Genomic DNA, 22,805 nt, shown 5'->3' with positions numbered 1-22,805 from the left:
CGCAGCGCCGCAGCGCCGCAGCGCCGCAGCGCCGCAGCGCCGCAGCGCCGCAGCGCCGCAGCGCCGCAGCGCCGCAGCGCCGCAGCGCCGCAGCGCCGCAGCGCCGGGAGCCGGCCGCGGTGCGGTGCTGGCTCCCGACGCTGCACCGCCGCCCCGTGCGGCCCCGCGTCTCCGTGGTCGGAAGCGCGGGGATGCCCAACGTGAGCGAGCCCGAAGGGCGTTACGGTCTCAAGGCCGGGGGCGCCGGGCGGAGGGCATGTGCCGTGTTGTCGTCAGACCGAGAGAGATCCGGCCATGGCGGCGCGGATGACGGGGACGACGCCGCCGTCCACGAGCAGGTCGGTTCCGGTGATGAAGGAGGCGGTGGGGCCGAGGAGGAAGGCGGCGGCGTCGGCGATGTCGGTGGGAGTGCCGAGCCGTCCGGCGCCGGAGTTCTGGACCATGGCACTTATCCGGGCACCGTTCGCGCCCTCAAGCTCTTGCCGGGGTGGGCAAGCAGACTCTCTACCGATGGTGGGCCTCGAAGGCCTCCCTCGTCGCCGAGGCGGTCGTCACCGACGTATTCGCAGGCGACGAGACGACCGCGATCCCCAGTACAGGAGACGTCGTCGCGGATCTGGAGAAGTGGCTCGGAGCCTGCGTACGGGTCTTCACCTCACGCGCCGCGCTCATTCGCGCCCTGACCTCCGCTGCCGCGGACGATCGAGGAGAAGCCCAGCGGCTCTACCAGCGCTTCGCCGGACCTCACCTCGCCGCCGTCGTCGCCCGGCTGCACGAGGGTGTTGAGGCCGGCCAGGTCCGCCGCGACGCGGATGTCGACGCCGCCGCGGACGCGCTCCTCGGCTCCCTGCTCTTCCAGTTGCTCACCAACAACGAGGAACTCGCGGCCGAGCGCACCGCCGGTCTGCTGCGCCTCGTGCTGCCGGGGCTGCTCACGACGTAGCCGGACGGAAGCTGCGCAGAGCCTTGGGCCCGTACGAAGCCGAGGCGGCGGCGCGCCGCCTCGGCCGCGGACTCCGGTCGCCGCTGCCGCACCGGAGATCCCCGAGCCCTCCGGCAGGGTGGTGCTCAGACGAGGAACGACGTGCGCATCCGTTCGCGGTCGACGGCGGCGCCGGCGATGTGGACGGACTCGATCGTGCGGGTGTTGGTGATCGCGTCGAGGGGGTCGGCCGTCAGGACGATGAAGTCGGCGCGCTTGCCCGGTTCCAGGGACCCCCGGTCGGTGAGGCCCAGCATCCGTGCCGGCAGGAGGGTCGATGCCTTGATGGCTTCCAGTGCGGGCATGCCCGCGTCGACCATGGCCTCGATCTCACGGTGTTCGGCGAAGCCCGGGAACTGTGTCAGCACACCGGTGTCGGCCGACATCAGGACGGTGACGCCCGCGTTCACGTAGGTCAGCAGCGAGGCTTCGAGGACCTGGTAGCCCCGGTTGAGGGCTTCCTTCGTCTCGGCCGGGATTCCGGAGAACTGTGTGCGGATGCGCTCCCGTGCCTCGTCGCCGACGGTCTCCGCCAGCAGCGGGTCGTCGAGCCAGCCAAGGTTGTGCTGGAGTCCGCGCTGGATGCTCATCGAGGTGAAGACGAAAGCGCCCGAGTCCCGCAGGAGCGTGAGGAGTTCGTCGTCGGGCCCGGGCTCGCGGACCATGTGGGCGGTGCCGTCCGCGCCCGCCCGGACGACGCCCTTGGCGTCGGCCAGCTCGTAGATGTGCGCGATCGCCTTCTTGCCGTGGCGGTGCGCCTCGTCCACGATCGCTTCGTACACCTCGGGCGCGAGCTTCTGCTTCGTCCCGTTGCGGTCGTCGACCCAGAACTTGATCACGTCCGGGTTCTTGGCGGCGATCTCGCGTACGGTCGCCCTCGCCTCGTCGGGGGTCGACACCTCCCGGATGACGTCGGGCGCGAAGAACGCACCGCCGTTCTCCGCGCCCGGTGTGGGGGCGGCCAGTCCGTTGGACGCGGAGAGCAGGAGCGCGAGTTCCGGGTCGTCCAGGACCCCGGCACGCTGGTCGTCACGTACCGCCAGCTCGATGTCGTCCCGGTCGGTCCCGAGCGACTGGAAAACACTGACACCGTGATAGACGAACCGGCGCAGATGATCGATGACATTGGCGCGATCGAAATGCGCCTTGTCCGTGCCGGTCCCCCTGTAGTAGCCGATATGGCCGTGTGGGTTCACGATCGTCGGCATGACCGTGCGGCCCGCCAGGCTCACCAGGCTCGCACCGTCGGGGATATCGACCTCGCCGTAAGGTCCGGCCGCGACGACCAGCCCGTCCCGCACGACGAGCGCGGCTTCGTCGATCGGCTCTCGCCCGTCACCGACGATCAGCCGGAAACCGTGGAAGACGGTCGACGGAATGGTGCGATTGTTCTGCGCTGCCGTTGTCAATGGTTTTCCCTTCATAGATCTCAACCCCACGACGGAATAGGCCCGTCGATCGCGGAACCGAGTGAGCAATGTGGTCTGTTTTCGCGCCCTGCGTCATAGTTGGCGCATGGACGTAAGGCACCTTCGGTACTTTCTCGCTGTCGCCGAGACGCTGAACTACTCGCGTGCGGCGGAGCGGCTCGTGATGGCCGCCTCTCCCCTGAGCCGCAGCATTCAGCAGTTGGAGTCGGAGCTGGGCGGCCGGCTGTTCGAGCGGGGCACCCGCAAGGTCGAACTCACCCCGCTCGGCGTCGCGTTGATACCGCACGCCGAGAAGACGATCGCCGACATGGATGCCCTGGTCCGCGACATGCGCCGACGCGTGCAGGGCAGCCGCGAGATGGCGATCGGCATGCGCTCGCTTCCGCCCGAAGTGATCCGAGCCGTCGTCGACGACGTCGTCCATGCCACCGATCCGGCGGCCCTGGTACGGCTTGAGCCGATGGAGTCCTTCGACCAGATGGACCAGGTCGCGGGCGGACGGCTCTCGCTGGGGCTGGTGAACCGCCGCTCGGAGGACCGCCGTCTGCACTTCCTGCCGGTGGTCAGGGAGAAGACGGGACTCGCGCTGCCCGACCGACCGGAGTACGCGGGGCTCGACTTCGTCCATCCGAAAGACCTGGCCGGGCTGCGCCTGCTGTTGCAGCCCGGCGTCGAATCCCTCGCTGCCGGGCTCGAACCCTTCCGCGATGCCGCGATCGATGTCGTGCAGACCACCACGAGCATCGTCGGCGGTCTGGCCGCGGTGATCGCCGAGGGGGGCTTCTGCTGCCTCACTCCGGCCAATCCCTCCGCACCGTGGCACCGATTCGTCGCCGGGGACGGCGTTGTGGTCCGTCCCCTGGCCCTTGAGCAGTTCCACTCCATGACGTATCTGTGCTGGCGAACCGACCGCGACAACGCCGACGACCTGGGGCCGTTCATCGCGCTGGCACGCGAGCGCTTTCCCGAGCCGATGAACTTGTGAGGCCCGGACGGGTCAGTCCTCGGTGAGGCCGTACTTCCTGGCGTCCTCGCGGACCTGGGCGACGCCGAGGAAGGAATCGAATCCCATGATGGCGGGGATGCCGACGAGGCGTTCATCAAGGCTCACGCTGGAGCGCTCCTTGGCCAGTACGGAGAAGGCGTCCCGGTAGGCCGCCTGGGCGGCGAGGTGGGAGAGGCCGTAGTAGAGCACCACCGCCGTGCCGTCCGCCTCGTAGTCCTCGGTCGTCAGGCCGGGGAAGTCCGGGGCGACCAGCGGCACCGTGGCCTCACTCCTGAGGCGCTGCTTCTGTTCGGCGTTGAGCACTCCCGCCATGAACAGGCCGTCGGCGCCCGCCTCCTGGTAGGCGAGGAGGCGGTCGATCGCGGCGTCAGGGCCCTCCGCGCCGGCGGAGTCCGTGCGGGCGATGACGAGGAAGTCCTCGGACGCGCGCGCGTCGAGGGCGGCCTTGATTTTGTCCACGGCCCTGCCGACGGGGATCACCCTCGGCTTCGCCGTGACGTGCTTGCCGAACTCGTGGTCCTCGATGTGGGTCGCGGCGGCTCCCGCCCGTTCGAGCAGTCTCACCGACCGGGCCACGTGGAGGGGGTTGCCCCAACCTCCCTCGCCGTCCACGATGATCGGCACCTCGATGATCGAACTCAGCCGGCGCACCTGGTCGGCCATGTCCTCCACACCGATGTAGCCGATGTCCGCCACGCCGTACCGCGTCGCGCCGGTGGCGTAACTGCCGATGTAGGCCGCTTTGAAGTCGAATTCTTTCAGAACGAGCGCCGAGATTCCGTCGTAAATCGACGGAACAATAAGCGGAGCATTCTCGGCGATGATCTGCCTGAGGGTCTTGGCCATAAGATAACTTCCTTTGTCCCTGATACTGATCTGCTGCCGGAGACGGCCTGCCCGCCCACTTGCGGCCGGTGAACGGGCAACTTCGGCATTCGAACCCTACGGGTCACCGGCGCGGCTTTTCCACGGCCAATATCGTCGGCCATCAAGACCTTTCCGGTCTCAATTGACCCTGCTGCCGACGCTCCGGGCGCAGCCGACCGAGGTGGTCGGCCGCCCCGGACCGCGGTGGGCCCGGAGGACGTGGTGTTCCGGTCAGCTTGTCGCGCCGACCTGGTCCGATCCGGGTGCGGGGGCTTCGGCGGGCTCGTCGAGGGACTTGCTCCCGCGCATCAGCAGGGTGACGACGAGGGCGGCGGCGAGGGTCACGACGACGAAGCCGATGGACAGTCTCCAGGCTTCTTCGGTGGGCGCGGTGGTCTTGGGGACCACCGAGGACGCCAGGAGCAGGGAGACCACGGAGGTGCCGACCGCGACGAAGATCGTGCGGGAGACCGAGTAGACCAGTCCGATCGCCTCACCGGTGTTGCGGGCGGGCACGGCCTCGATGATCACGTTCGGAAGGCCGGCCAGGACGAAGCCGCCGCCGATGGCCGAGACGGTCGAGGCCACGATGACGAGGGGGAGGTTACCGAAGACCACCAGCAGCATCGCGAAACCGACGATGGACACGACGACGCCGACGGCCAGGGTGACTCTGGCGCCGTACTTCGCCGCCAGGCGCCCGGCGGAGGGCGAGAGGCCGAAGCTGGCGCCCGCGCCGATCAGCCCGTACGCCCCGGCCGCCGTGGCGCTCAGGCCCAGACCGACGGGCAGCAGTTCGGGGCTCTGCATCAGGATCGGGATCAGCAGAGAACCGGCGGCCATGGAGCCCGCGGCGACCAGTGCCGTCGCGAGCAGGCACAGGACCAGCGCACGCCGGCGGAACAGCCGCAGATTGAACATCGGGGACTCGACGCGCAGCTCGTACACCACCCAGAAGACCGCCAGGACAAGGCCCGCCGCGATGAACGCCATGACGAGTCCATCACCCCAGCCGTCGTTCTTGGTCCGGGTGAAACCGTAGAGAATCGAGGCCACGGCCGGTGCCAGGAGCACGCCCCCCAGCCAGTCGATGCGCGTGCCGTCCCGGGGCGGCACGACGGATTTCGGCAGCACCCCGACGGCGACGGCGATCGAAGCCACCGCGAGCAGGGCGGAGGTCAGGAACATGTAGCGCCAGGTGCCGCCGTCGATGATGACGCCCCCGACGAAGGTTCCCAGGGCGCCGGCGATGATCGCCGTACCCGTCACGATCGACGCGGCCACCGGGACACGCGGCGGCGGCAGGATCTCCCGGGCCAGCGCGATGAGGATCGGGAAAAGTGCGGCGCTGGTGCCCTGCAGGGCGCGGCCGACAAGGATCGCTTCGTAGTTCGCGAAGGCGAAACTGATGAACGAACCCAGCGCCGAGAGCGCCATGAGGACCAGCAGCACACGCTTGCGCCCGTACAAGTCGGCGAGGCGGCTGGAGATCGCTGCCGTGCCGGCGCCGACGAGCAGGAAGAGCGTAACGGTCCACGAGAGCGCGCTGGCGTCCATGTGGAAATGGCCCATCAGGAACGGGATGGCCGCATAGATCATGACCTGCTCGAACGCTCCGGTCGCCTCGATCAGAATGAAGGCGAGAAGCAGAAATATGTAGGACTTGTTCAGCGCGAGTTTCGGGGATGACACGAGGGACATCAGATCTTGCCTCTTTCGCCACAGCGTGGATTTCATTTCCGCACAGCACCCTGCGCACCGATCCGCTCGATGAGGAGAATGGGATCGGATGGACCGACAGCGTGTTTGGCAGCACCTTGATCGGCGGCCATTTGGGACCCTAGGGGTCGCTCAAGCAGGCGTCTATGAGTCGTTTATGACCAATGCTCGACACTTTTACTGCTATCTGGGTCATAATCCCCGTACGCCCGGCAGGCGTACGCACCAAGATCCGCCGCGGCGCCGGACGCCAGCTGCCGCGGTTCACCGGCCGCGGACCGCCTCGGAGCCGGGAGCGATCCGAGCGGGGGCGATCAGTCGTGAGGACCGGTCGGGCGACTCCCACGGGGATGGCATCGACGTGGCCGGCTACCTGTCGCGGGACAGGCTGGAGGGACAGTGGCACAACTGCCAGTTGCGCAAGCACCCCGTTCCGGCGCCGGACCGTCCCCAGGGCAGTCCGGGCTTCAGGAGTCTGGGCCGCGGGCCACGCGACCACGGCAACGGTTACGGCACAGGCGATGCTGGATCTGGTGGCAGTGGCCGCCTTCACCCCACTCGTCCCCCACCCTTCCGGCTCGGACCCGCTGCTGAAGTTCATTCAGGAGGAGCGGCGAGACTTCTCCGTCGAATCGGATGAGCTGCGCGGCAGTTCGGACGTACCGAACGACGTGTGGGCTCGGATGGTCCCCTGGGCCTATCACGATGGAAATGGTGATCTGTGTTTTCTTCTGCCTCCCCTGGAGGAGGGGACGGCTGTTGCCCAGGACGAGGACCGGACCGTGGCGATCGCGTACCGGCATTGTCCGGAGTTCCAGATATTTCCGGGTGGTGTGACCCTTTTCCTGGAACGGTTGCTCGGTGAGGGGAGAATGCCCCGAGGCTGGCCTGCGCGGCAGGCGTTGTGGCGATCCATCGAAGGTTCGCCAGTTGTGTGAGCCGGCTCCTGTACGGCGGGTGCCGGCGGGAGGAGTGAATGCCGGGGTCACGCCTGGGCGCACGGCGGCGACGCGGTGAGCCTGCTCGGGGTCGTGATGTTCGCACGGCGGAGTCCGACCGGCGGAACCGTGACGGGGTCGGCGAATTGCCCCAGAAGAGGATGAACGTGGAGTCGAATCCCTACCTTGATGCTGTGGTCGACATGCTGGGGGAGCCTGCGGGTGACCCTGTGCCCGCCGGGCTGTGGAGCGAGATGGAACGTGAACTCGGCTTCGAACTGCCTGCGGACTACAAGGCCGTCATCGAGGGGTACGCGCCTGTGCGGCTCAACGAGCATCTCTACCTGCACCATCCGGCAAGTGAGGTGTGGAACCTTGCCCGTTGGATGCGGGAGACGGTTCAGGCGTGGTCGGAAATTGACTGGGACGTGGACGAGCTGGAGGAAGACCCCCGAACGATCCTGGGCGTTGGTGAGATCCGATTCGGAGTCCGGGAAGGTCTTACTCCGCTCCTGGTGAGTGACCGAGGTGAGACTGTTTTCCTGTCGTACAGGGTCCGGGACGGTTACAGTTTGATCTTCGTTGAGAATGGTGATGGGGAGTTCTACGGCTATTCCATGTCCTTTGCCGAATGGCTTTGCCGGTACCTGTCGGGAGAGGATGTGAATGGTCCGAACAGCGCCATTTTCTATCCGGGCCCCGTCAAATTCACGAGTCTGCCCATGGACCCGGGGGAATCCGAGGTCGTACGGTTCGGGCCCGAGCGCACTCCCGGGGGCGAACCGTACGGGCAGTGACGATTCCGGTGAGCAGTTGAGCGGCCGCGCTCGGGGCATCCCCGGGGCCGGCCGCTACCCCGGCGGCACCACCCGGACCGTGACACGGGACAACTCCGGTCGGCCCACCACCGTCTGGGCCGCGCGGCAAGCGTGTCAAAGCGTGTCCAGCGGAAGGGCGGCGGCCCTGGGCCCGGTTCAGCCCTGCAGCCAGATCCGCAGCGGAGCGACCGGCTGGAAGCCGTGGCGGACGGCGACCGCCAGATCCTGCCCGTGCTCATAGCCGACCACGGGCAGGCCGGGAAACAGTCGGTGTACCGCGTCCAAGACGACGGGCCAGGCCGCGTCAGGGCCGCCGTCCAGGGCGAAGACACCGGAGATTCCGACCACATGGTCGCTGCGGCTCGCCACCGCTCCGGCAGTCACCCGGCCGTCAGGTGACTGTCCGGCGAGCACGAAGGTGGCCGGGTCGTCGAGCAGCTCGGGCCGGAAAAGGTCCGCGCTGCCGTCCCCGCCGGCTCAGGCGAGCGCCCAGGCGCGCACCATGTCCGGGTCACCCGCCACGTCCCAGGCAAGATCCGAAGTGATGGCGGGCGCACCCGCCGGGCGGTCGATCGCCTGGCGGATCGCAGCCACCACACGCGGATCGGATCGGCCCATCAGCGAAGCGTGCGGCGCTGGTCGGCCGTCCACGACCGTCGCGATCCCTCCGCCCTCGTAACGCTGACGCTGGCTCTTCACGGTCCGCGCAGTGATCTCCTCGCCCAGCGCGGCCAACTCGGCGGCTTTGACCCGCTCGCGCTCGGCCGGCGAGCGGCAGGCCGGGTCGTACTCGGGTCCGGGCCGGGTCGCGGCCGAGATGTCCGGAGCCAGGCCGGTCAGCAACTCTACTCACCCGGGAACGATCGCCAAAGCAGTCGAACTGTGGATCGCACCCAGGGAGACCCGGCCACCGCATTGCCCTGCCCAGCTCGCTTTCTCCCCGGTGGGCAACGCGAGACCCGGACGTAACCCCAAGTGGAACGCTCACCAGCCGGCCGCCGTAGAACATCCACGTTGTCGCCCACACGCGTAGAGCACCGGTGCCACTCCCGATTCCCGTCCGGCTGGGTAAACGACTCCATCACCTCCTCGGCGCCCGCGCCAACACGATGACCTCGGTATATCTGCTCGCGGCGGCCAGTATCGCTCCGCCGCCGACCCCGGAATCGCGAGAGGAATCTCGGCGTACTCCAGGCGCTCTGCGGGTCCATCAGGGTTGGGCGCGGATCTGCTGAGGGTGCCGGTTTGATCAGGCCGCGGGGATGAGGGTGCTCCGGTAAGGGGCCTGGCGGCGGCCGCCCCCTTCGACAATCCCGGTGGCGATGGGTCGGCCGGCGGCCGGCGCGGTGTCGTATTCCGTCGTACGTCCAGCGTTCCGTACCGCCACCCGGGTCGGTACGGGCGGCAAGTTGTCCCTCGTCGGTCCACGTCAGGCGGAATGGGACCGCCGAGGATCGGTGATTGCCGGCGGAACAGCGAGGCCACGATCTGGGCGGGGTGGTGTGGGGCCGTTCGCTTGGGTGCCGGCTGATTTGAGCTACGGCGACCGTCAAGCGTCCGTTCGGCGAGCTTGGCCCAGCACACGCGTGGCGAAAGGCAGTGGCAAGGAGAGCACTCTCCTCGCCACTCCTAACGTATAGCGCACCGGGGGGCTTGCGGCAAGACCCGGGTGGTGGCGCAAAATCGTCGGTCGAGGCCACAGCCTGCGGAAATGGGGGCACGACGTGCGTGCTGTCGACGTATGGGGGACCCGCGGTGACATCGACCCAGTGGTGTCGAACGAGTGGTGGGACCGGCGGTGCGGTCGCGAGCCCTCGGCCTGGAGGTGCTGGGGGTGCGCGCCGCCCGACCGGTCGGAGCCGCCGGCCGGCTCGTCAGAGGGAAGGCAGTCAGGGATGAGGACGTGCTCGACAAGATGTTCGACAGAGTGGGAGGTGCCGGTGAATCGATCGGCCACCGCGGGACGACGGAGCACGGCTGTCCCGGAGGTATCGCGATGACCGGGCGGTACGTGCGGGATCTCCGAGAGGTTGACGAGACGCAGGTCGCGGTCGTCGGCGGCAAGGGCGCGCACCTGGGCGGGCTGTCGCGGATCGAAGGCATCCGCGTGCCGGGTGGCTTCTGCGTGACGACGGACGCCTTCCGGCGGATCATGGCGGAAGCGCCGTCGATCGACGATCACCTCGATCAGTTGTCGCGTGTGAACCCGGACGACCGGGAGGCGATCCGCACGCTCAGCGCGCGGATTCGTCGGACCATCGAAGGGATCGCCATCCCGGGCGATCTCGCCGCGGCGATCACCCGCGCGCTCGCCCAGCTCGGCGAGCAGGCCGCCTGCGCCGTCCGATCCAGCGCGACGGCGGAGGACCTGCCGACGGCCTCCTTCGCCGGCCAGCAGGACACGTACCTGAACGTCGTGGGGCCGACGGCGATCCTCCAGCACGTCAGCCGGTGCTGGGCCTCGCTGTTCACCGAGCGGGCTGTGACCTACCGCCGACGGAACGGCATCGACCACCGTACGGTCCACATGGCCGTGGTCGTGCAGCGGATGGTCTTCCCGCATGCGGCCGGCATCCTGTTCACGGCCGACCCCGTCACGGGCAACCGGAAGGTCGCCACCGTGGACGCCGGCTTCGGCCTCGGCGAGGCCGTGGTCTCCGGCCTGGTGAACCCGGACGTCTTCACGGTGCGACACGGCGAGGTCGTCGCCAAGGCGATCGCCGCCAAACAGCGTGCCGTTCAGGCCCTGCCTGCCGGTGGTACGCGGGAAGTGGCGATCGACTCGCGGCGGCAGGAGCAGCCGGCGCTGACGGATGCGCAGGTCGTGCGGCTCGTGCGGCTCGGGCGTCGGATCGAAGCGCACTTCGGCCGCCCGCAGGACATCGAATGGTGCCTGGCCGATGACGGCTTTCAGATCGTTCAGAGCCGGCCGATCACGACGCTGTTCCCCATCCCCGAGAGCGGCGACCAGGAGAACCACGTCTACGTCTCCGTCGGCCACGGTCAGATGATGACCGACCCCATGAAGCCCCTGGGGCTCTCCGTGTGGCAGCTGACGGCCATGGCGCCGATGCACACGGCCGGCGGGAGGCTGTTCGTGGACGTCACCCGGCGCCTGGCCTCGCCCGCGAGCCGCGCCGGCCTCCTGGACGTCATGGGGAGAGGCGATCCGCTGATCAGGGACGCTCTGGAGACCGTCCTCGACCGCGGCGATTTCGTCCCGTCGCTCCCGGACGCGGGTCCCGGCGGGCCACCGGCCGGCGGTGCGTCCACCCCGATCGAGACCGATCCGGCCATCGTCACCGGGCTGATCGAGCGCAGCGAGGTGTCCATCGCCACCTTGGAGCGCGACATCCGGACGAAGACCGGACCGGCGCTGTTCGACTTCCTGCTGGAGTCCTTCGAGGAGCACAAACGAGTCCTCGGTGATCCGCTGAACTTTCAGGCGATCATGGCGGGGATGGAGGCCACGTGGTGGCTCAACGACAAGCTGCGGGAGTGGCTGGGTGAGAAGAACGCGGCTGACACGCTGACACTGTCCGCCCCCGGCAACGTCACGTCGGAGATGGGACTGGCGCTGCTTGGCGTCGCGGACGTGATCCGCCCCCATGCGGAGGTGGTGGCGTTCCTGCGGGGCGTCGAGGACGAGGGCTTCCTGGACGAGCTGGCGAAGCTCCCGGGCGGGACCGAAGCGCGGGACGCCATCGAGGCCTACCTCGACCGGTACGGCATGCGCTGCGTCGGCGAGATCGACATCACGAGGCCACGTTGGCGCGAGCGCCCCACCACGCTCGTGCCCGTGATCCTCGACAACGTCAGGAATTTCGGGCCGGGCGCCGCCGAGCGGCGCTTCGAGCAAGGGCGGCAGAAGGCGCGGAGGAAGGAACAGGACGTGCTGTCCCGCTTGCGGGCCCTGCCGGACGGGGACCGGAAAGCCGACGAGGCCAAGCGGATGATCGACCGGGTCAGAACCTTCATCGGGTACCGGGAGTACCCGAAGTACGGCATCGTCAGCCGCTACTTCGTCTACAAGCGGGCCCTGCTGCGGGAGGCCGAGCGCCTCGTGCGGGCCGGCGTGCTTCCTGAGAAGGAGGACATCTTCTACCTCACGTTCCAGGAACTGCACGGCGTCGTGCGCTCGCACCAGGTGGATGACCAGCTCATCCAGCGGCGCGAGGACGCGTTCCGGTCGTACCACGCGCTCACGCCGCCCCGGGTGCTCACCTCGGACGGTGAGGCCGTCACCGGGGCGTACCGGCGCGACGACGTGCCGGCCGGCGCCCTGATCGGCCTGCCGGTTTCCGCCGGGACCGTCGAGGGAAGGGCCCGCGTCATCCTGGACATGGCGGAGGCCGATCTCGAAGCGGGAGACATCCTGGTCACGACCTTCACGGACCCCAGCTGGTCGCCGCTGTTCGTCGGAGTCGCGGGCCTGGTGACGGAGGTGGGCGGCCTGATGACCCATGGCGCGGTGATCGCCCGGGAGTACGGCTTGCCGGCCGTCGTGGGCGTGGCGCGGGCCACCCGGCTGATCCGGGACGGGCAGCGGATCCGCGTGCACGGGTCCGACGGGTACGTCGAGATCCTGCCCTGACGGACCACACCGGGAAGCCCCATCCGTAGCTGCCGACCGAACGAGGCCGAGCAGTCGATGACCACCCCGCGACCGCGGCCCGCACGCGGACTCGCGCACCCGACCCGGAAGGTCAGGAGCCCCCGGCCGGCACATCCTCCCGCACGTTCCCCCGCTCCGGCAGGGCGTTCTCCTGTCCGGCGCGGTGCGGCGCCAGGCTCATTTCCGGCTTCTCCGGGCTCTTCTCCGGGCGCAGGGTGAACAGCAGGACGGGCACGGTCAGCACGGCGGTGACGGCCCCGATCCAGAGGATGACGTGGAAGGCGTCACTGAAGACCGTGGCGGCTTCGAGCGAGGTCGTGTGCAGGCCGGCGTTGAGAGCGTCGGCGACGGCGCGGGGGTCGGCGACCCGGCCGGTCAGACCGGCGGCGGTCATGCTGATCATCAGGGATCCGCCGACGGCCGCCGCGGCCGTGTCGGCGGTCAGGCGCATGGCGTTGAACATGCCGGAGGCCATACCGGCGCGGGCCAGTTCGACGGTGGACACGGCGGCGCCGTCGAGGACGGCCAGGGTCAGGCCGTACCCGATGCCGATGACGATGAGCGGAGAGGCCAGCGTGCCGAGCCCCACATGCGGTTCGATGACGGTCAGCCAGGCCATGCCGGCGGCCATGATCACCATCGCGGAGGACAGCTGGGCGCGCAGGGAGATCACCAGCGCGAGCCGGGCGGCGAGCATCGAGACGATCACGGCCGGCCCGGTGAAGAGCAGCAGGACGGCCCCGCCGCGCACAGCGCTGAAGCCCTCGACGGCACTGAAGTAGGTCGGCAGCAGGACCAGCAGGGGAAGAAGGCTGAAGGCGAGCACGATGACCGCCACGTTGACCCCCACGAAGCCGGGGTAGCGCAGCAGCGAGAGGTCGAACATCGGTGCGCTCTGGCGGTGTTCGACGACCACGAAGCCGACGAGCAGCAGGACACAGCCGATCAGGGAGCCGATCACGAGACCGGAGCCCCAGCCCAGGGCCGGCGCTTCGACGAGGGCGAAGATGAGCAGGAAGAGACCGCCGGTGAAGGTGAGGGTGCCGGGCCGGTCGAGCGGACGCGCCTCGGGGTTTTTCGACTCCTGAAGCGATCGTGAGGCCAGTGCCACTATCAGCCCGAGCACGGCGGGGATGGCGAACACACCGCGCCAGCCCATGACGGAGAGCATCGCGCCGGAGAGAAGAGGGCCGAAGGCGAGGCCCGCGCCGAGGGCCGTGCCGAAGAGACCGAAGGCACGCGCCCGCTCGGCACCCTCGAACCGGGCGGCGAGGAGCGTCGATCCGCTGGTCAGTGTCGCGGCGGCGCCGATGCCGGCCGCCGCCCGCGCGATGTCGAGGAAAACGATCGACGGGGCCAGGGCGCAGACCAGGGCCGCCAGGCCGAACAGCCCGACGCCGGCCCGGAAGACGCGTCGGCGGCCGACGCGGTCGGCGAGGGCGCCGAAGGCGAGCATGAGTGAGGCGAACATGACGTTGTAGCCGTTGATCACCCACTGCAATGACTGCACCCCGGGGTGCAGGTCGCCGGAGATGTCGGGGATCGCCACGGCCGGCCCGGTCAGCGACAACGGGACGAGTGTCACGGACAGGCTGATCAGGAGCAGCGTCACCCAGGCGGGGCTCTGCCCAGCAGAGGATGAAGATTTCTTCAATGACTTCGATTGCTTCACAGTGCCAGGACCCTAATACAACTCCATGGATCATGGAAGCCGGGGGCGGCGCGGTGACGGGGCCGTCGCGGGATAGCTGAGACCTGATGACGCGATGGACGGGACGAGCCGCCACGCCGGGCCGCCCTTGAGGTCGGCGGAGGCTGAGCTGAGCTTTCGCCTCGGACGCGCCGAGCGGGAGATCGTGCCGAGCGGGAGGTCGTGGCGCGCAGGAGGCTGTGGCGCGTCAGGCGGAGGGGCCGCGCGGCCTCGGCCTGGCCGTGGCGCGGTGCGGGCGCCGGCGTCCCTCAGGGGAGGCGGGTCGAAGTCCCGCACTCAGTGACGCGCGAGGTGCCGCGTCCGGCGCGTGAGGCACCGCTGACCTCGCGGACGATGACGAGCGCCGTCGGCAGCCGGAGAGCCGGAGAACCGGATCGTGGAAGTCGCACCGGAAGCGGGCCGGACACCCGCGTCCACCGCCCGTCGGCGATCGATCCACCGGCCCGGCGCCCCTCGCGGCGCCGGGCCTCGGCGGACTCGCCGTGACGGGTCGGCGGGCATCATGGCGTCACTCTCAGGCCGCGGGTGCCCCGAGGTACGCGGGGGCGAGCGCGGCCTCCATCAGCCGGCGAGGGGAGCCCGATCCGTCGGACGGCAGGGTGTACAGGTCGGCGCCGAAGTCGCCGGGCAGGGAGTAGACCACCGTCCTCGCGTCCGCCCAGACCAGCTGGTCGTCGACGCTGCGCGCCTCCGCGAGCGGGGTTTCCCGCATCGAGCGCAGGTCGAGTACGTACAGTCGCCACGGTGCGTCGGCGGGCAGCCCCGGCACCCGCTTCTTGAAGGCGACGCGCGTCCCGTCCGGGGAGAGGGAAGGGCACTCGACGTTCGTCCGCAGGGTGGTGACCGTGCGGGCCGCCAGGTCACCCCGTACCAGGTAGGTCGTGCCACCGGTCGCCATCGTCGCGTAGAAGTGCCGGTCGTCACCGGCGAAGGTGACGCCCCAGTAGTTGATGTCCTTCGCGTGGACCGTCCGGCCGTCCCGTACGGCCCGGAAGTCCTCCAGCGACGACTCCAGGCGGCCGGTGCGGGTGTCGAGGACGGACGCCCGGGTGGAGAAGTCGGTGCCGGCGTAGGAGTCGCCGCCGACGAAGACGGTCCAGGCGACGAGGTGCCCGCTCGGCGAGACCCGGGCCCGGGTGGGGATGCCGGCCAGGGCGTAGTGGGCCTGCTCCCTGAGGGCCGTGTCGAGGACCACGGCACGGTAGCTGTCCTGCAGGGCGCCGTGTTCGGCCTGCAGGCAGACACCGGTGCCGGCGGCGGAGTGGAACCGCAGACACTTCACCCCCGACGCGGTACGCGGCGCGCCGGGACGTCCGGCGGGGACGGTGCTGAGTTCGTCGCGGTGCGGGCCCCAGGCCATGTTCCGGAAGACGATCCGGTCCGGCCCGGCGGGCGTGAGGGAGACCCGGCCCGCGCCGACCGGCGGGCCGCCCGCCCGCGCCTGGTCCCTGACCGCCGCGCGGTCGTTCGCGCGCAGCACGGCCGCGGCGGCCACCACCGCGAGCACCGCGACGGCGGCGAGGAGAACGAACAGCTTGTTGCGGAACGTCATGGACGGGCCTTTCCGGGGTGCGTCATGCGCGTCATGCGGGGATGCCCGTCGTGCGGGTCGGTCGCAGCCAGGCCGAGGCCGCCGCGCAGACCGCCAGTGCCACGGCGGCCGTGGTGAGCGCCGTACGGTCACCCCACACGCTCCACGCGGCACCGAAGGCGATCGAGCAGGCGAAGCGGGCCGCCGCCTGGCCGGTCTGCACCAACGCCAGCCCGCTGGAGCGCAGTTCGGGCGGAACGCAGCCCGCCGCGGCGGCCATCAGGACGCCGTCGGTGGCGGCGTAGAAACAGCCGTGCAGGGCGAGGACCAGATACGGCAGAGCGGCCCCCCGCCAGGAGGAGAGGATCAGTCCGTACGCGGCGAGCAGCGCCACGTGCCCGCCGAGGAAGACCTGCCAGCTGCCCAGCCGGTCGGCCAGCCGCCCCAGGGGGATCGCGAACAGCAGGAAGGCCGCGGCGGTGCCCAGCGGAAGCAGCGCGAACCAGCGGTCCGGTACCTCCAGCCGCCGCTGCAGCAGCAGATAGACGAAGGAGTCGCTGACGGTCGCCAGGCCGAGCAGCAGCGCGCACACCGCGAGCCGTCGCACATCCCGCCGTCGCAGCAGCCCGAGCGCCGCGCGCAACGACGCGGCGCCGGCGGCCTTTCCGGTTTCCGCAGCTTTGGCGCCACCACCGGAGCCCGTCCCGGTGGCCGCGCCCGGCACGAACAGGACGAGGACCAGTACGCCCACCGCCGCCACGCACGAACTGACGGTGAACACCGCGTCGTAGCCGTCCACCGCGACCCGCAGGATCAGGAACGCCACCAGCGGCCCGAGCAGCGCACCCGCCGTGTCCATCGCGCGGTGCACGCCGAAGGCCCGGCCCCGGGAGGCCGGTTCGGACGCGAGGGAGATCAGGGCGTCGCGCGGGGCCGTACGCAGGCCCTTTCCCGTACGGTCGGCGGCGAGCACCGCGCCGATCAGCGGCAGCGAACTCACCATCAGCAGAAGGGGTTTGCACAGCGCCGACAGGCCGTAGCCGAGCACCGCGACCGACTTGTACCGGCCACCCCGGTCGGCCAGATGCCCGCCCACCAGCCGCACCAGCGCGCTGAAGCCGTTGTAGACGCCGTCGAGGAGCCCGAAGCCGAGCGGCGAGAGACCCAGCCCGGCCACCAGGTAGAGCGGCAGCACGGCCGTGACCATCTCGGAGGAGACGTCGGTGATGAGACTGACGGTGCCCAGGGCCAGCACGGTGGGGGCGACGGCGGACCGCCGCCCAGGAACTGCCTGGGCGGCGGGGACCGCGGGCGCGCCGCGGCTGTCTGCTACGTACACGTCAGGAAGCCCAGATGCCCGTGATGTCAGCGGCGTTGGCGGCCTGACCGGCGTGCGTGGTGCCGTACATGTCCTCGATGGTGCGCAGCAGGTTGTAGTGGTTGTACGTCGTCGCCGACGACGAACCCGCCTTCACCTGCTGCCCGTACAGCACCGTCGCGATCTTGTTGCCGGAGAGGGAGTTGTCCTCGTCGAAGGTGACGACGAGAAGGCTCTTGTGCGTCTTCGCCCATGTCGCGTACGCGCCCAGGTTGTTCTTCACCCAGGTGTCACCCGTGCCCACCGAGCAGTCGTGCATGTCGCTGCAGAGGTTCGGTGTCACGAAGGAGACGGTGGGCAGCTTCGTGTAGTCCGTGGGGAACTGGCTCATCGTGTACGCCGACGACGTCGGGACGTTCTTGAAGCCGAACCACGGGTTGTGCTTGCGGGCGTACTTGCCGCTGCTGCAGGTGGTCGAACCCTGGCTGGGCAGCGTCTCGTTGTAGCTCGCCCACGTCCTGCCCACCGCGGTCACCTCGGTGGCGAGGTTGGCCGCCGACGAGAAGCCGGGCGTGTAACAGGCGTCGTCCGTGATCCCCTGGGTGGAGCCGGAGAACAGCGCGAAGTAGTTGGGCTGGCTGGGATGGGTGATGCCGTACGACGCCGTGAGACCGGCGCCGCCGGTCTTCAGCGAGTTGATGTACGGGGCGTCGGAACTGCCGATGATCTGGCTGTAGGCGTGGTTCTCCAGAACCACCACGACCACGTGGTCGGGCGTCGGAACGGCGCCCGCGGCCTGTGCGGCGGGAGCACCGCTCAGACCGGCCCACAGGCAGGTGCCGACGGTGGCGAGGCCGGCGAGCGAGGCGACCGCGGTGCGGGCGCGGCGAGGAAGTGACCATCGGGGGGAGCGGCCGGGCATGGTGTGCCTCCGGTGGAGTGACGAGAAGATCACGCTGAGGTTAGGGACGCCGGCCGCGCCCGGAAAGATCTCATCAGATGAAGTTCCTTGGAACGCACGGTACTTCCGGGTGCGCGGAGCTCTTCCCCGGTACCGCCCGGCCGGGAGGTGCCCCGGTGGCGAGCCGAGACGGACGTCGCGCGCGTGCTTCCCCGTGGCCACCGATGCGGCTGTCCGCCGCCGCTCGGGCCGTTCCGCCATGCCGGTCGGGCCCGGTGGCCGCGAGGGGTCACCAGGCCCGACCGGCATGGGTCACCGCATGAAGCCGAGTTGGCGCAGCATGCCCAGTTCGTCGCTGCTGCCCCATCGTTCGACGAGTTTGCCGTCCTCGAACCGGCTGATCTGCATACCCCGGTAGCTCACTTCCCTGCCCGTCGGCGAATGCCCCATCAGCACACCGAGGTTGGTTCCCTTGATGGTGTACGCGAAGGCCAACTCGTCGTCGGTCGCGACCAGGTGCTCCACCTCGACGTGCAGATCGGGGAAGGCGCTCCGGATCTCGGCGAACATGTCCCGGTACCCCTGCGGGCCCGGGACCTGCCCGGGAGCGGGGTCGTGGTCCACCGACCGGGGGGCGACGATCTCCTGGAAGGCGTCCAGATCTCCGCCGGTCACGGCGGAACCGAACGCTGCCTGGGCGGCGATATTGCTCTCCTGGGACATGTCACTCCTCGCTTCCGATGAGCCCCGAGGCGCGTCGCCGTGATCCGGTGAGCCGCACTCGGCCGGGCGCTCGGCCACCCCCGGATGACGTCGAGGTGCGTGGGGCGAAGTCGACGTGTGGGAGGCGGCGGATTCGGCGGCCCGTGCCTCGGCGTGACACCTCACCGCCCCGGGTTGAGGCCGCCTTCAACGCTATACCTGCGGATGTCCGTTCGCAGTCCGAGGAAGTGCGCGGCACGTACGCGGCACGTACCCGTCGCTCCTGTCGGGGCGTGAACACCACCCACATGCCGCAGCGACTCTGGACAGTCGCTTGACGGAGTGCTGTCATGTCGACAGCCCAATTTTCCAACGTTGGAAGACCCGTGCCGCAGCGTTGTCGGACCGCGAGGGAGAAGCACTGATGAGCACATCGATCAGCACCGTGCGCACAGTCGGCCGTCGGCCGTCATGGAGATGGCTGACGCTGATGACGGGGGTACTGGCACTCCTGGCGGCCACGCTCGTCGGCATCGGCTCGGCGCCCGCCCGGGCCGCGGCGTGGTCGCCCAAGCCTTCCCCCATGACCACGCCGTGGACCAGCCAGGTGCCGGTGGACCAGCCGCTGCCCGAGTACCCCCGGCCGCAGCTCACCCGGCCCGACTGGGCCAATCTCAACGGCATCTGGGACTTCGCGGTGACGGGCCGCGACGCGGGCCGGCCGGCCTCCTTCACCGAGCAGATACGCGTTCCGTTCGTCGCGGAGTCCGCCCTCTCCGGAATCCAGCGGAAGATCACGGAGAACGACAAGCTCTGGTACAAGCGCACCTTCACCGTCCCGTCGAACTGGGACGGGCGCCGGGTCCAGCTCAACTTCGGCGCCTCCGACTGGCAGACCACGGTCTGGGTGAACGATCAGCAGCTCGGGGTGCACAAGGGTGGTTACGACTCCTTCGGCTACGACATCACCCCGCAGCTGAACGGCGGCACCAACACCGTTGTCGTGTCGGTCTACGACCCGACCCAGACCGGCGGCCAGGCCGTGGGCAAGCAGCGCGTCAACGACGTGCTGCCGCACACAGGGGGCGGCATCTTCTACACGGCGGCCTCCGGAATCTGGCAGACCGTCTGGCTGGAGCCGGTCGCCGCGGCGCACATCACGCGTCTCGACATGACCCCCGACCTGGCGAACAGCACCCTCCGGGTGAAGGTCCAGGGCACCGGGGTCAGCGGCCGGAGCGCCCGGGTCACCGTCTCCGCCGGCGGCGCCGTGGTCGGGACCGCCACCGGGGCGGTCGGGGCCGAGCTCGCCGTCCCCGTACCGGGCCCGCACCTGTGGACCCCCGACGACCCGTTCCTCTACGACGTACGCGCCGACCTCACCGCCGGATCGTCCACCGTGGACTCCGTCGGCGGCTACGCGGGTATGCGCTCCATCGCGATCGCCCGGGTGAACAACGTCCTGCGGCCCGTCCTCAACGGCAAGTTCGTCTTCCAGAGCGGCACCCTCGACCAGGGCTACTGGCCCGACGGCATCTACACCGCGCCGACCGACGCGGCGCTCAAGTCCGATCTCCAGGCCCACAAGGACCTCGGTTTCAACATGGTCCGCAAGCACATCAAGGTCGAGCCGCAGCGCTGGTTCTACTGGGCCGACAAGCTCGGCCTGCTCGTCTGGCAGGACATGCCCGCCATGGACACCGGCAAGTCCCCCGACAGCGCGGCCCGCACGCAGTGGGAGGCCGAGTACCACGCGATCATCGACCAGCACCGCAGCTCGCCCGCGCTGATCCAATGGGTGAACGAGAACGAGGGCTGGGGCCAGTACGACCAGGCCCGGATCGCCAACGATGTGAAGGCGTACGACCCCTCCCGGCTGGTCGACAACATGAGCGGCGTCAACTGCTGCGGCTCGGTCGACGGCGGCAACGGCGACGTGGTCGACGAGCACGTCTACGTCGGCCCCGGCACCACCGTCCCGACCGGCACCCGGGCCGCCGTCCTCGGCGAGTTCGGCGGTCTCGGCTTCCGGGTCGCGGGCCACGAGTGGTTCCCGGGCGGCGGCTTCAGCTACGAGGACCAGCCGAACACCGCCACCCTCAACGACCGTTTCACCGGCCTGCTCGACGCCCTCCGGCTCAGCAGGCTGCCCGCCGGTCTCTCCGCGTCCGTCTACACCGAGATCACCGACGTCGAGAACGAGGTGAACGGCCTCCTCACCTACGACCGGCAGGTCGTCAAGGTCGATACGGCCCGGGTGAAGGCCGCGAACCAGGCACTCATCCAGGCGTCCCAGAACCCGCCGGCACCGGTCACGCTCCCCACGAACGCGTACCGGTCGCTGCGCGTCACCACCCCCGGCTTCACGAACAAGTACCTGCGCCACTACGACGGCCTCGCCTCGACCGAAGTGGTCGACAGCGCGAGCGCCGCGCTGCTGAAGAGCGACGCCACCTGGAAGATCGTCCCGGGGCTGGCGGGTGGAGCGAGCTGCTATTCCCTCGAATCCCGGAACTACCCCGGTGAGTACCTGCGCCACCAGAATTTCCGGGTCCGCCGGGACCCGAACGACGGCTCGGCGGTCTTCAGGGCGGACGCCACCTGGTGCGCGGTCGCCGGCTCCGGCGGGGTGCGCTTCTCCGCCTCGAACTTCCCCGAGAGCTACCTCCGCCACATCAACTCGGAGGTGTGGCTGGCCACTCCGGGCGGTGGGCACGCCTGGGACGACGCGACGTCCTTCACCGCCGATTCCACCTGGTCGGTGGAGGCCCCCTGGGCGCCGTGACCCGTTCTCACCCCGGCGGTCCGGCAGCGGCGTACCGCGCTGTCGCCGGACCGCCCGTCCCCGGGAACTTCTCCCGCCAGGCCAGCGACACGCGGACGAGGGCGACCAGCACCGGCACTTCGATGAGCGGCCCGACGACCCCGGACAGCGCCTGGCCGGAGGTGACGCCGAAGGAGGCGATGGCGACCGCGATCGCCAGCTCGAAGTTGTTGCCCGCGGCGGTGAAGGCGAGGGTCGCCGTACGCTCGTAACCGAGGCCGAGGGCCTTGCCGAGCAGGAACGTGCCGAACCACATCACCGCGAAGTAGGCCAGCAGCGGCAGTGCGATCCGGACGACGTCCAGCGGCCGGGAGGTGATGGTCCTCCCCTGGAGCGCGAAGAGGATCACGATCGTGAACAGCAGGCCGTACAGCGCCCAGGGCCCGATCTTCGGCAGGAACGCCGACTCGTACGCGTCCCGGCCCATCCGCTTCTCGCCGCGGTGGCGGGTGAGGAAGCCGGCCAGCAGGGGGACGCCGAGGAAGACGGCCACGTTCAGGGCGATCTTCCCCGGGGAGATGTCCAGATTCTGTCCGTCGCCGAGACCGAGCAGGCGCGGCAGCAGGTCGAGATAGAACCAGCCGAGCAGGCCGAAGGCGACGACCTGGAAGACGGAGTTGACGGCGACGAGGACCGCGGCGGCTTCGCGGTCGCCGCGCGCCAGGTCGTTCCAGATGATCACCATGGCGATGCAGCGGGCCAGGCCGACGATGATCAGGCCGGTGCGGTACTCGGGCAGGTCCGGCAGGAAGATCCAGGCCAGCGCGAACATCACGGCCGGCCCGGCGATCCAGTTGACGGCCAGCGAGGACACCAGCAGCCTGCGGTCGCCCGTGACCGCGTCGAGCCGGTCGTAGCGGACCTTCGCCAGCACCGGATACATCATGACCAGCAGCCCGACGGCGATGGGCAGCGAGACGCCGCCGATCTCCACCGAGGCCAGAGCGTCGTCGAGACCCGGGACGAGGCGGCCCAGACCGAGGCCGAGTCCCATGGCGATGAGGATCCACGCGGCGAGGAAGCGGTCGAGTGTCGACAGCCCGGCGACGGCCGAGGCGGTGCCGGGACCGGTGGCCGCCATCAGCAGGCCCGCTTGCGAGGGGTTCCGGCTGTCGTACGGGCGGCCGCGGCCAGTTCCCCGAAGGTGCCCGCGAGGGTCTCCAGCGCCTCGGGCCGCAGCCGGTAGTAGGTGAAGCGGCCGCACGGCTCGGTGTCCACGAGCCCCGCCTCGCGCAGCACGCGCAGGTGGTTGGAGAGATTCGTCTGCCGGGCGCCGGTCTCCTCGACCAGGTGCGTCGTGCAGAGGATCTCCTGGGCGAGGAGGGTCACGATCCGCAGCCTGAGCGGGTCGGCCAGCACCCGCATCAGATCAGTGTCGACTGACGTCATCATGCGCTGATACTTTCACACCGGCAGCAACCGATGTCACCCCCACGGCATATC

Annotated in this window: 18 protein-coding genes and 1 pseudogene; 6 read left to right on the top strand and 13 right to left on the bottom strand. The window is 69.6% G+C overall.

Annotated elements, in window-relative coordinates; translation table 11 throughout:
• Window positions 1-272 precede the first annotated feature (272 nt).
• Window positions 273-443, bottom strand: a complete 171-nt coding sequence (locus ACIBAE_RS13830) for an SDR family oxidoreductase (protein ID WP_399284768.1) — start codon at window positions 441-443, stop codon at window positions 273-275.
• 44 nt (window positions 444-487) lie between these two features.
• Between ACIBAE_RS13830 and ACIBAE_RS13825 the strand changes: the two genes are divergently transcribed.
• Window positions 488-943, top strand: a complete 456-nt coding sequence (locus tag ACIBAE_RS13825) for a TetR-like C-terminal domain-containing protein (RefSeq protein WP_399284767.1) — start codon at window positions 488-490, stop codon at window positions 941-943.
• 125 nt (window positions 944-1,068) lie between these two features.
• Here the strand turns inward: ACIBAE_RS13825 and ACIBAE_RS13820 are convergent, their stop codons facing one another.
• Window positions 1,069-2,391 (bottom strand): amidohydrolase family protein, encoded by a 1,323-nt coding sequence (locus tag ACIBAE_RS13820; protein ID WP_399284765.1) that lies wholly within the window; start codon window positions 2,389-2,391, stop codon window positions 1,069-1,071.
• Between the two features lie 106 nt (window positions 2,392-2,497).
• Here ACIBAE_RS13820 and ACIBAE_RS13815 point away from each other — a divergent pair, with 106 nt between their 5' ends.
• Entirely contained in the window at window positions 2,498-3,397 is a 900-nt protein-coding gene (locus ACIBAE_RS13815) for a LysR family transcriptional regulator (protein ID WP_399284764.1), read from the top strand.
• Between the two features lie 12 nt (window positions 3,398-3,409).
• Here the strand turns inward: ACIBAE_RS13815 and ACIBAE_RS13810 are convergent, their stop codons facing one another.
• Window positions 3,410-4,264, bottom strand: a complete 855-nt coding sequence (locus tag ACIBAE_RS13810) for an oxaloacetate decarboxylase (protein ID WP_399284762.1) — start codon at window positions 4,262-4,264, stop codon at window positions 3,410-3,412.
• Window positions 4,265-4,516: 252 nt separating this feature from the next.
• Window positions 4,517-5,977 carry an MFS transporter gene (locus tag ACIBAE_RS13805; RefSeq protein WP_399284761.1) on the bottom strand — a complete coding sequence of 487 codons (1,461 nt, stop codon included), beginning with the start codon at window positions 5,975-5,977 and terminating at the stop codon, window positions 4,517-4,519.
• Between the two features lie 548 nt (window positions 5,978-6,525).
• Here ACIBAE_RS13805 and ACIBAE_RS13800 point away from each other — a divergent pair.
• On the top strand, window positions 6,526-6,942 hold the full coding sequence (locus ACIBAE_RS13800) for a hypothetical protein (RefSeq protein ID WP_399284759.1): 417 nt from the start codon (window positions 6,526-6,528) through the stop codon (window positions 6,940-6,942).
• Window positions 6,943-7,109: 167 nt separating this feature from the next.
• Window positions 7,110-7,739 (top strand): SMI1/KNR4 family protein, encoded by a 630-nt coding sequence (locus ACIBAE_RS13795; RefSeq protein WP_399284757.1) that lies wholly within the window; start codon window positions 7,110-7,112, stop codon window positions 7,737-7,739.
• 177 nt (window positions 7,740-7,916) lie between these two features.
• Here ACIBAE_RS13795 and ACIBAE_RS13790 read toward each other — a convergent pair.
• Window positions 7,917-8,339: pseudogene (locus ACIBAE_RS13790) on the bottom strand (hypothetical protein); the annotation flags it as partial.
• 266 nt (window positions 8,340-8,605) lie between these two features.
• A complete protein-coding gene (locus ACIBAE_RS13785; protein WP_399284756.1) occupies window positions 8,606-9,460 on the bottom strand; it encodes a hypothetical protein in 855 nt (284 codons plus the stop codon).
• A 296-nt stretch (window positions 9,461-9,756) separates the two neighbouring features.
• On the opposite strand from ACIBAE_RS13785, the gene rph reads away from it, so the two are divergent.
• Window positions 9,757-12,354, top strand: a complete 2,598-nt coding sequence (rph, locus tag ACIBAE_RS13780) for a rifamycin-inactivating phosphotransferase (protein WP_399285044.1) — start codon at window positions 9,757-9,759, stop codon at window positions 12,352-12,354.
• Window positions 12,355-12,466: 112 nt separating this feature from the next.
• On the opposite strand, the gene ACIBAE_RS13775 is transcribed toward rph, so the two are convergent.
• The 5 genes from ACIBAE_RS13775 to ACIBAE_RS13755 all read right to left on the bottom strand — a co-directional run bounded on the left by ACIBAE_RS13775 (window position 12,467) and on the right by ACIBAE_RS13755 (window position 18,559).
• A complete protein-coding gene (locus ACIBAE_RS13775; protein ID WP_399284754.1) occupies window positions 12,467-13,987 on the bottom strand; it encodes an MFS transporter in 1,521 nt (506 codons plus the stop codon).
• Window positions 13,988-14,600: 613 nt separating this feature from the next.
• Window positions 14,601-15,638, bottom strand: coding sequence for a TolB family protein (locus ACIBAE_RS13770; protein ID WP_399284752.1), 1,038 nt, complete (start codon window positions 15,636-15,638; stop codon window positions 14,601-14,603).
• Window positions 15,639-15,669: 31 nt separating this feature from the next.
• Window positions 15,670-16,956: an MFS transporter gene (locus ACIBAE_RS13765; RefSeq protein WP_399284751.1), complete on the bottom strand. Its 1,287-nt coding sequence runs from the start codon at window positions 16,954-16,956 to the stop codon at window positions 15,670-15,672.
• A gap of 1 nt (window position 16,957) precedes the next feature.
• On the bottom strand, window positions 16,958-17,857 hold the full coding sequence (locus ACIBAE_RS13760) for an alkaline phosphatase family protein (RefSeq protein WP_399284749.1): 900 nt from the start codon (window positions 17,855-17,857) through the stop codon (window positions 16,958-16,960).
• A gap of 291 nt (window positions 17,858-18,148) precedes the next feature.
• A complete protein-coding gene (locus ACIBAE_RS13755) occupies window positions 18,149-18,559 on the bottom strand; it encodes an ester cyclase (protein ID WP_399284748.1) in 411 nt (136 codons plus the stop codon).
• Between the two features lie 469 nt (window positions 18,560-19,028).
• On the opposite strand from ACIBAE_RS13755, the gene ACIBAE_RS13750 reads away from it, so the two are divergent.
• Window positions 19,029-21,323 carry an AbfB domain-containing protein gene (locus ACIBAE_RS13750; RefSeq protein ID WP_399285042.1) on the top strand — a complete coding sequence of 765 codons (2,295 nt, stop codon included), beginning with the start codon at window positions 19,029-19,031 and terminating at the stop codon, window positions 21,321-21,323.
• A gap of 7 nt (window positions 21,324-21,330) precedes the next feature.
• On the opposite strand, the gene arsB is transcribed toward ACIBAE_RS13750, so the two are convergent.
• Window positions 21,331-22,443, bottom strand: a complete 1,113-nt coding sequence (gene arsB / locus ACIBAE_RS13745) for an ACR3 family arsenite efflux transporter (RefSeq protein WP_399284746.1) — start codon at window positions 22,441-22,443, stop codon at window positions 21,331-21,333.
• Window positions 22,443-22,754 (bottom strand): ArsR/SmtB family transcription factor, encoded by a 312-nt coding sequence (locus tag ACIBAE_RS13740; RefSeq protein WP_399284744.1) that lies wholly within the window; start codon window positions 22,752-22,754, stop codon window positions 22,443-22,445. The genes arsB and ACIBAE_RS13740 overlap by 1 nt, the downstream gene beginning before the upstream one ends.
• Between the last annotated feature and the right edge of the window lie 51 nt (window positions 22,755-22,805).

Source organism: Streptomyces sp. NPDC051569, from assembly GCF_044454085.1.
GTDB lineage: Bacteria > Actinomycetota > Actinomycetes > Streptomycetales > Streptomycetaceae > Streptomyces.
This window is presented reverse-complemented; position numbering and strand designations above follow the sequence as displayed.

Excerpts from the sequence above, each read along its gene's own strand:
- ACIBAE_RS13800 (WP_399284759.1), top strand. The coding sequence starts at position 6,526 with ATGCTGGATCTGGTGGCAGTGGCCGCCTTCACCCCACTCGTCCCCCAC.
- rph (WP_399285044.1), top strand. The coding sequence starts at position 9,757 with ATGACCGGGCGGTACGTGCGGGATCTCCGAGAGGTTGACGAGACGCAG.
- ACIBAE_RS13770 (WP_399284752.1), bottom strand. The coding sequence starts at position 15,638 with ATGACGTTCCGCAACAAGCTGTTCGTTCTCCTCGCCGCCGTCGCGGTG.
- ACIBAE_RS13750 (WP_399285042.1), top strand. The coding sequence starts at position 19,029 with ATGACGGGGGTACTGGCACTCCTGGCGGCCACGCTCGTCGGCATCGGC.
- arsB (WP_399284746.1), bottom strand. The coding sequence starts at position 22,443 with ATGGCGGCCACCGGTCCCGGCACCGCCTCGGCCGTCGCCGGGCTGTCG.
- ACIBAE_RS13815 (WP_399284764.1), top strand. The coding sequence starts at position 2,498 with ATGGACGTAAGGCACCTTCGGTACTTTCTCGCTGTCGCCGAGACGCTG.
- ACIBAE_RS13810 (WP_399284762.1), bottom strand. The coding sequence starts at position 4,264 with ATGGCCAAGACCCTCAGGCAGATCATCGCCGAGAATGCTCCGCTTATT.
- ACIBAE_RS13740 (WP_399284744.1), bottom strand. The coding sequence starts at position 22,754 with ATGATGACGTCAGTCGACACTGATCTGATGCGGGTGCTGGCCGACCCG.
- ACIBAE_RS13755 (WP_399284748.1), bottom strand. The coding sequence starts at position 18,559 with ATGTCCCAGGAGAGCAATATCGCCGCCCAGGCAGCGTTCGGTTCCGCC.
- ACIBAE_RS13830 (WP_399284768.1), bottom strand. The coding sequence starts at position 443 with ATGGTCCAGAACTCCGGCGCCGGACGGCTCGGCACTCCCACCGACATC.
- ACIBAE_RS13760 (WP_399284749.1), bottom strand. The coding sequence starts at position 17,857 with ATGCCCGGCCGCTCCCCCCGATGGTCACTTCCTCGCCGCGCCCGCACC.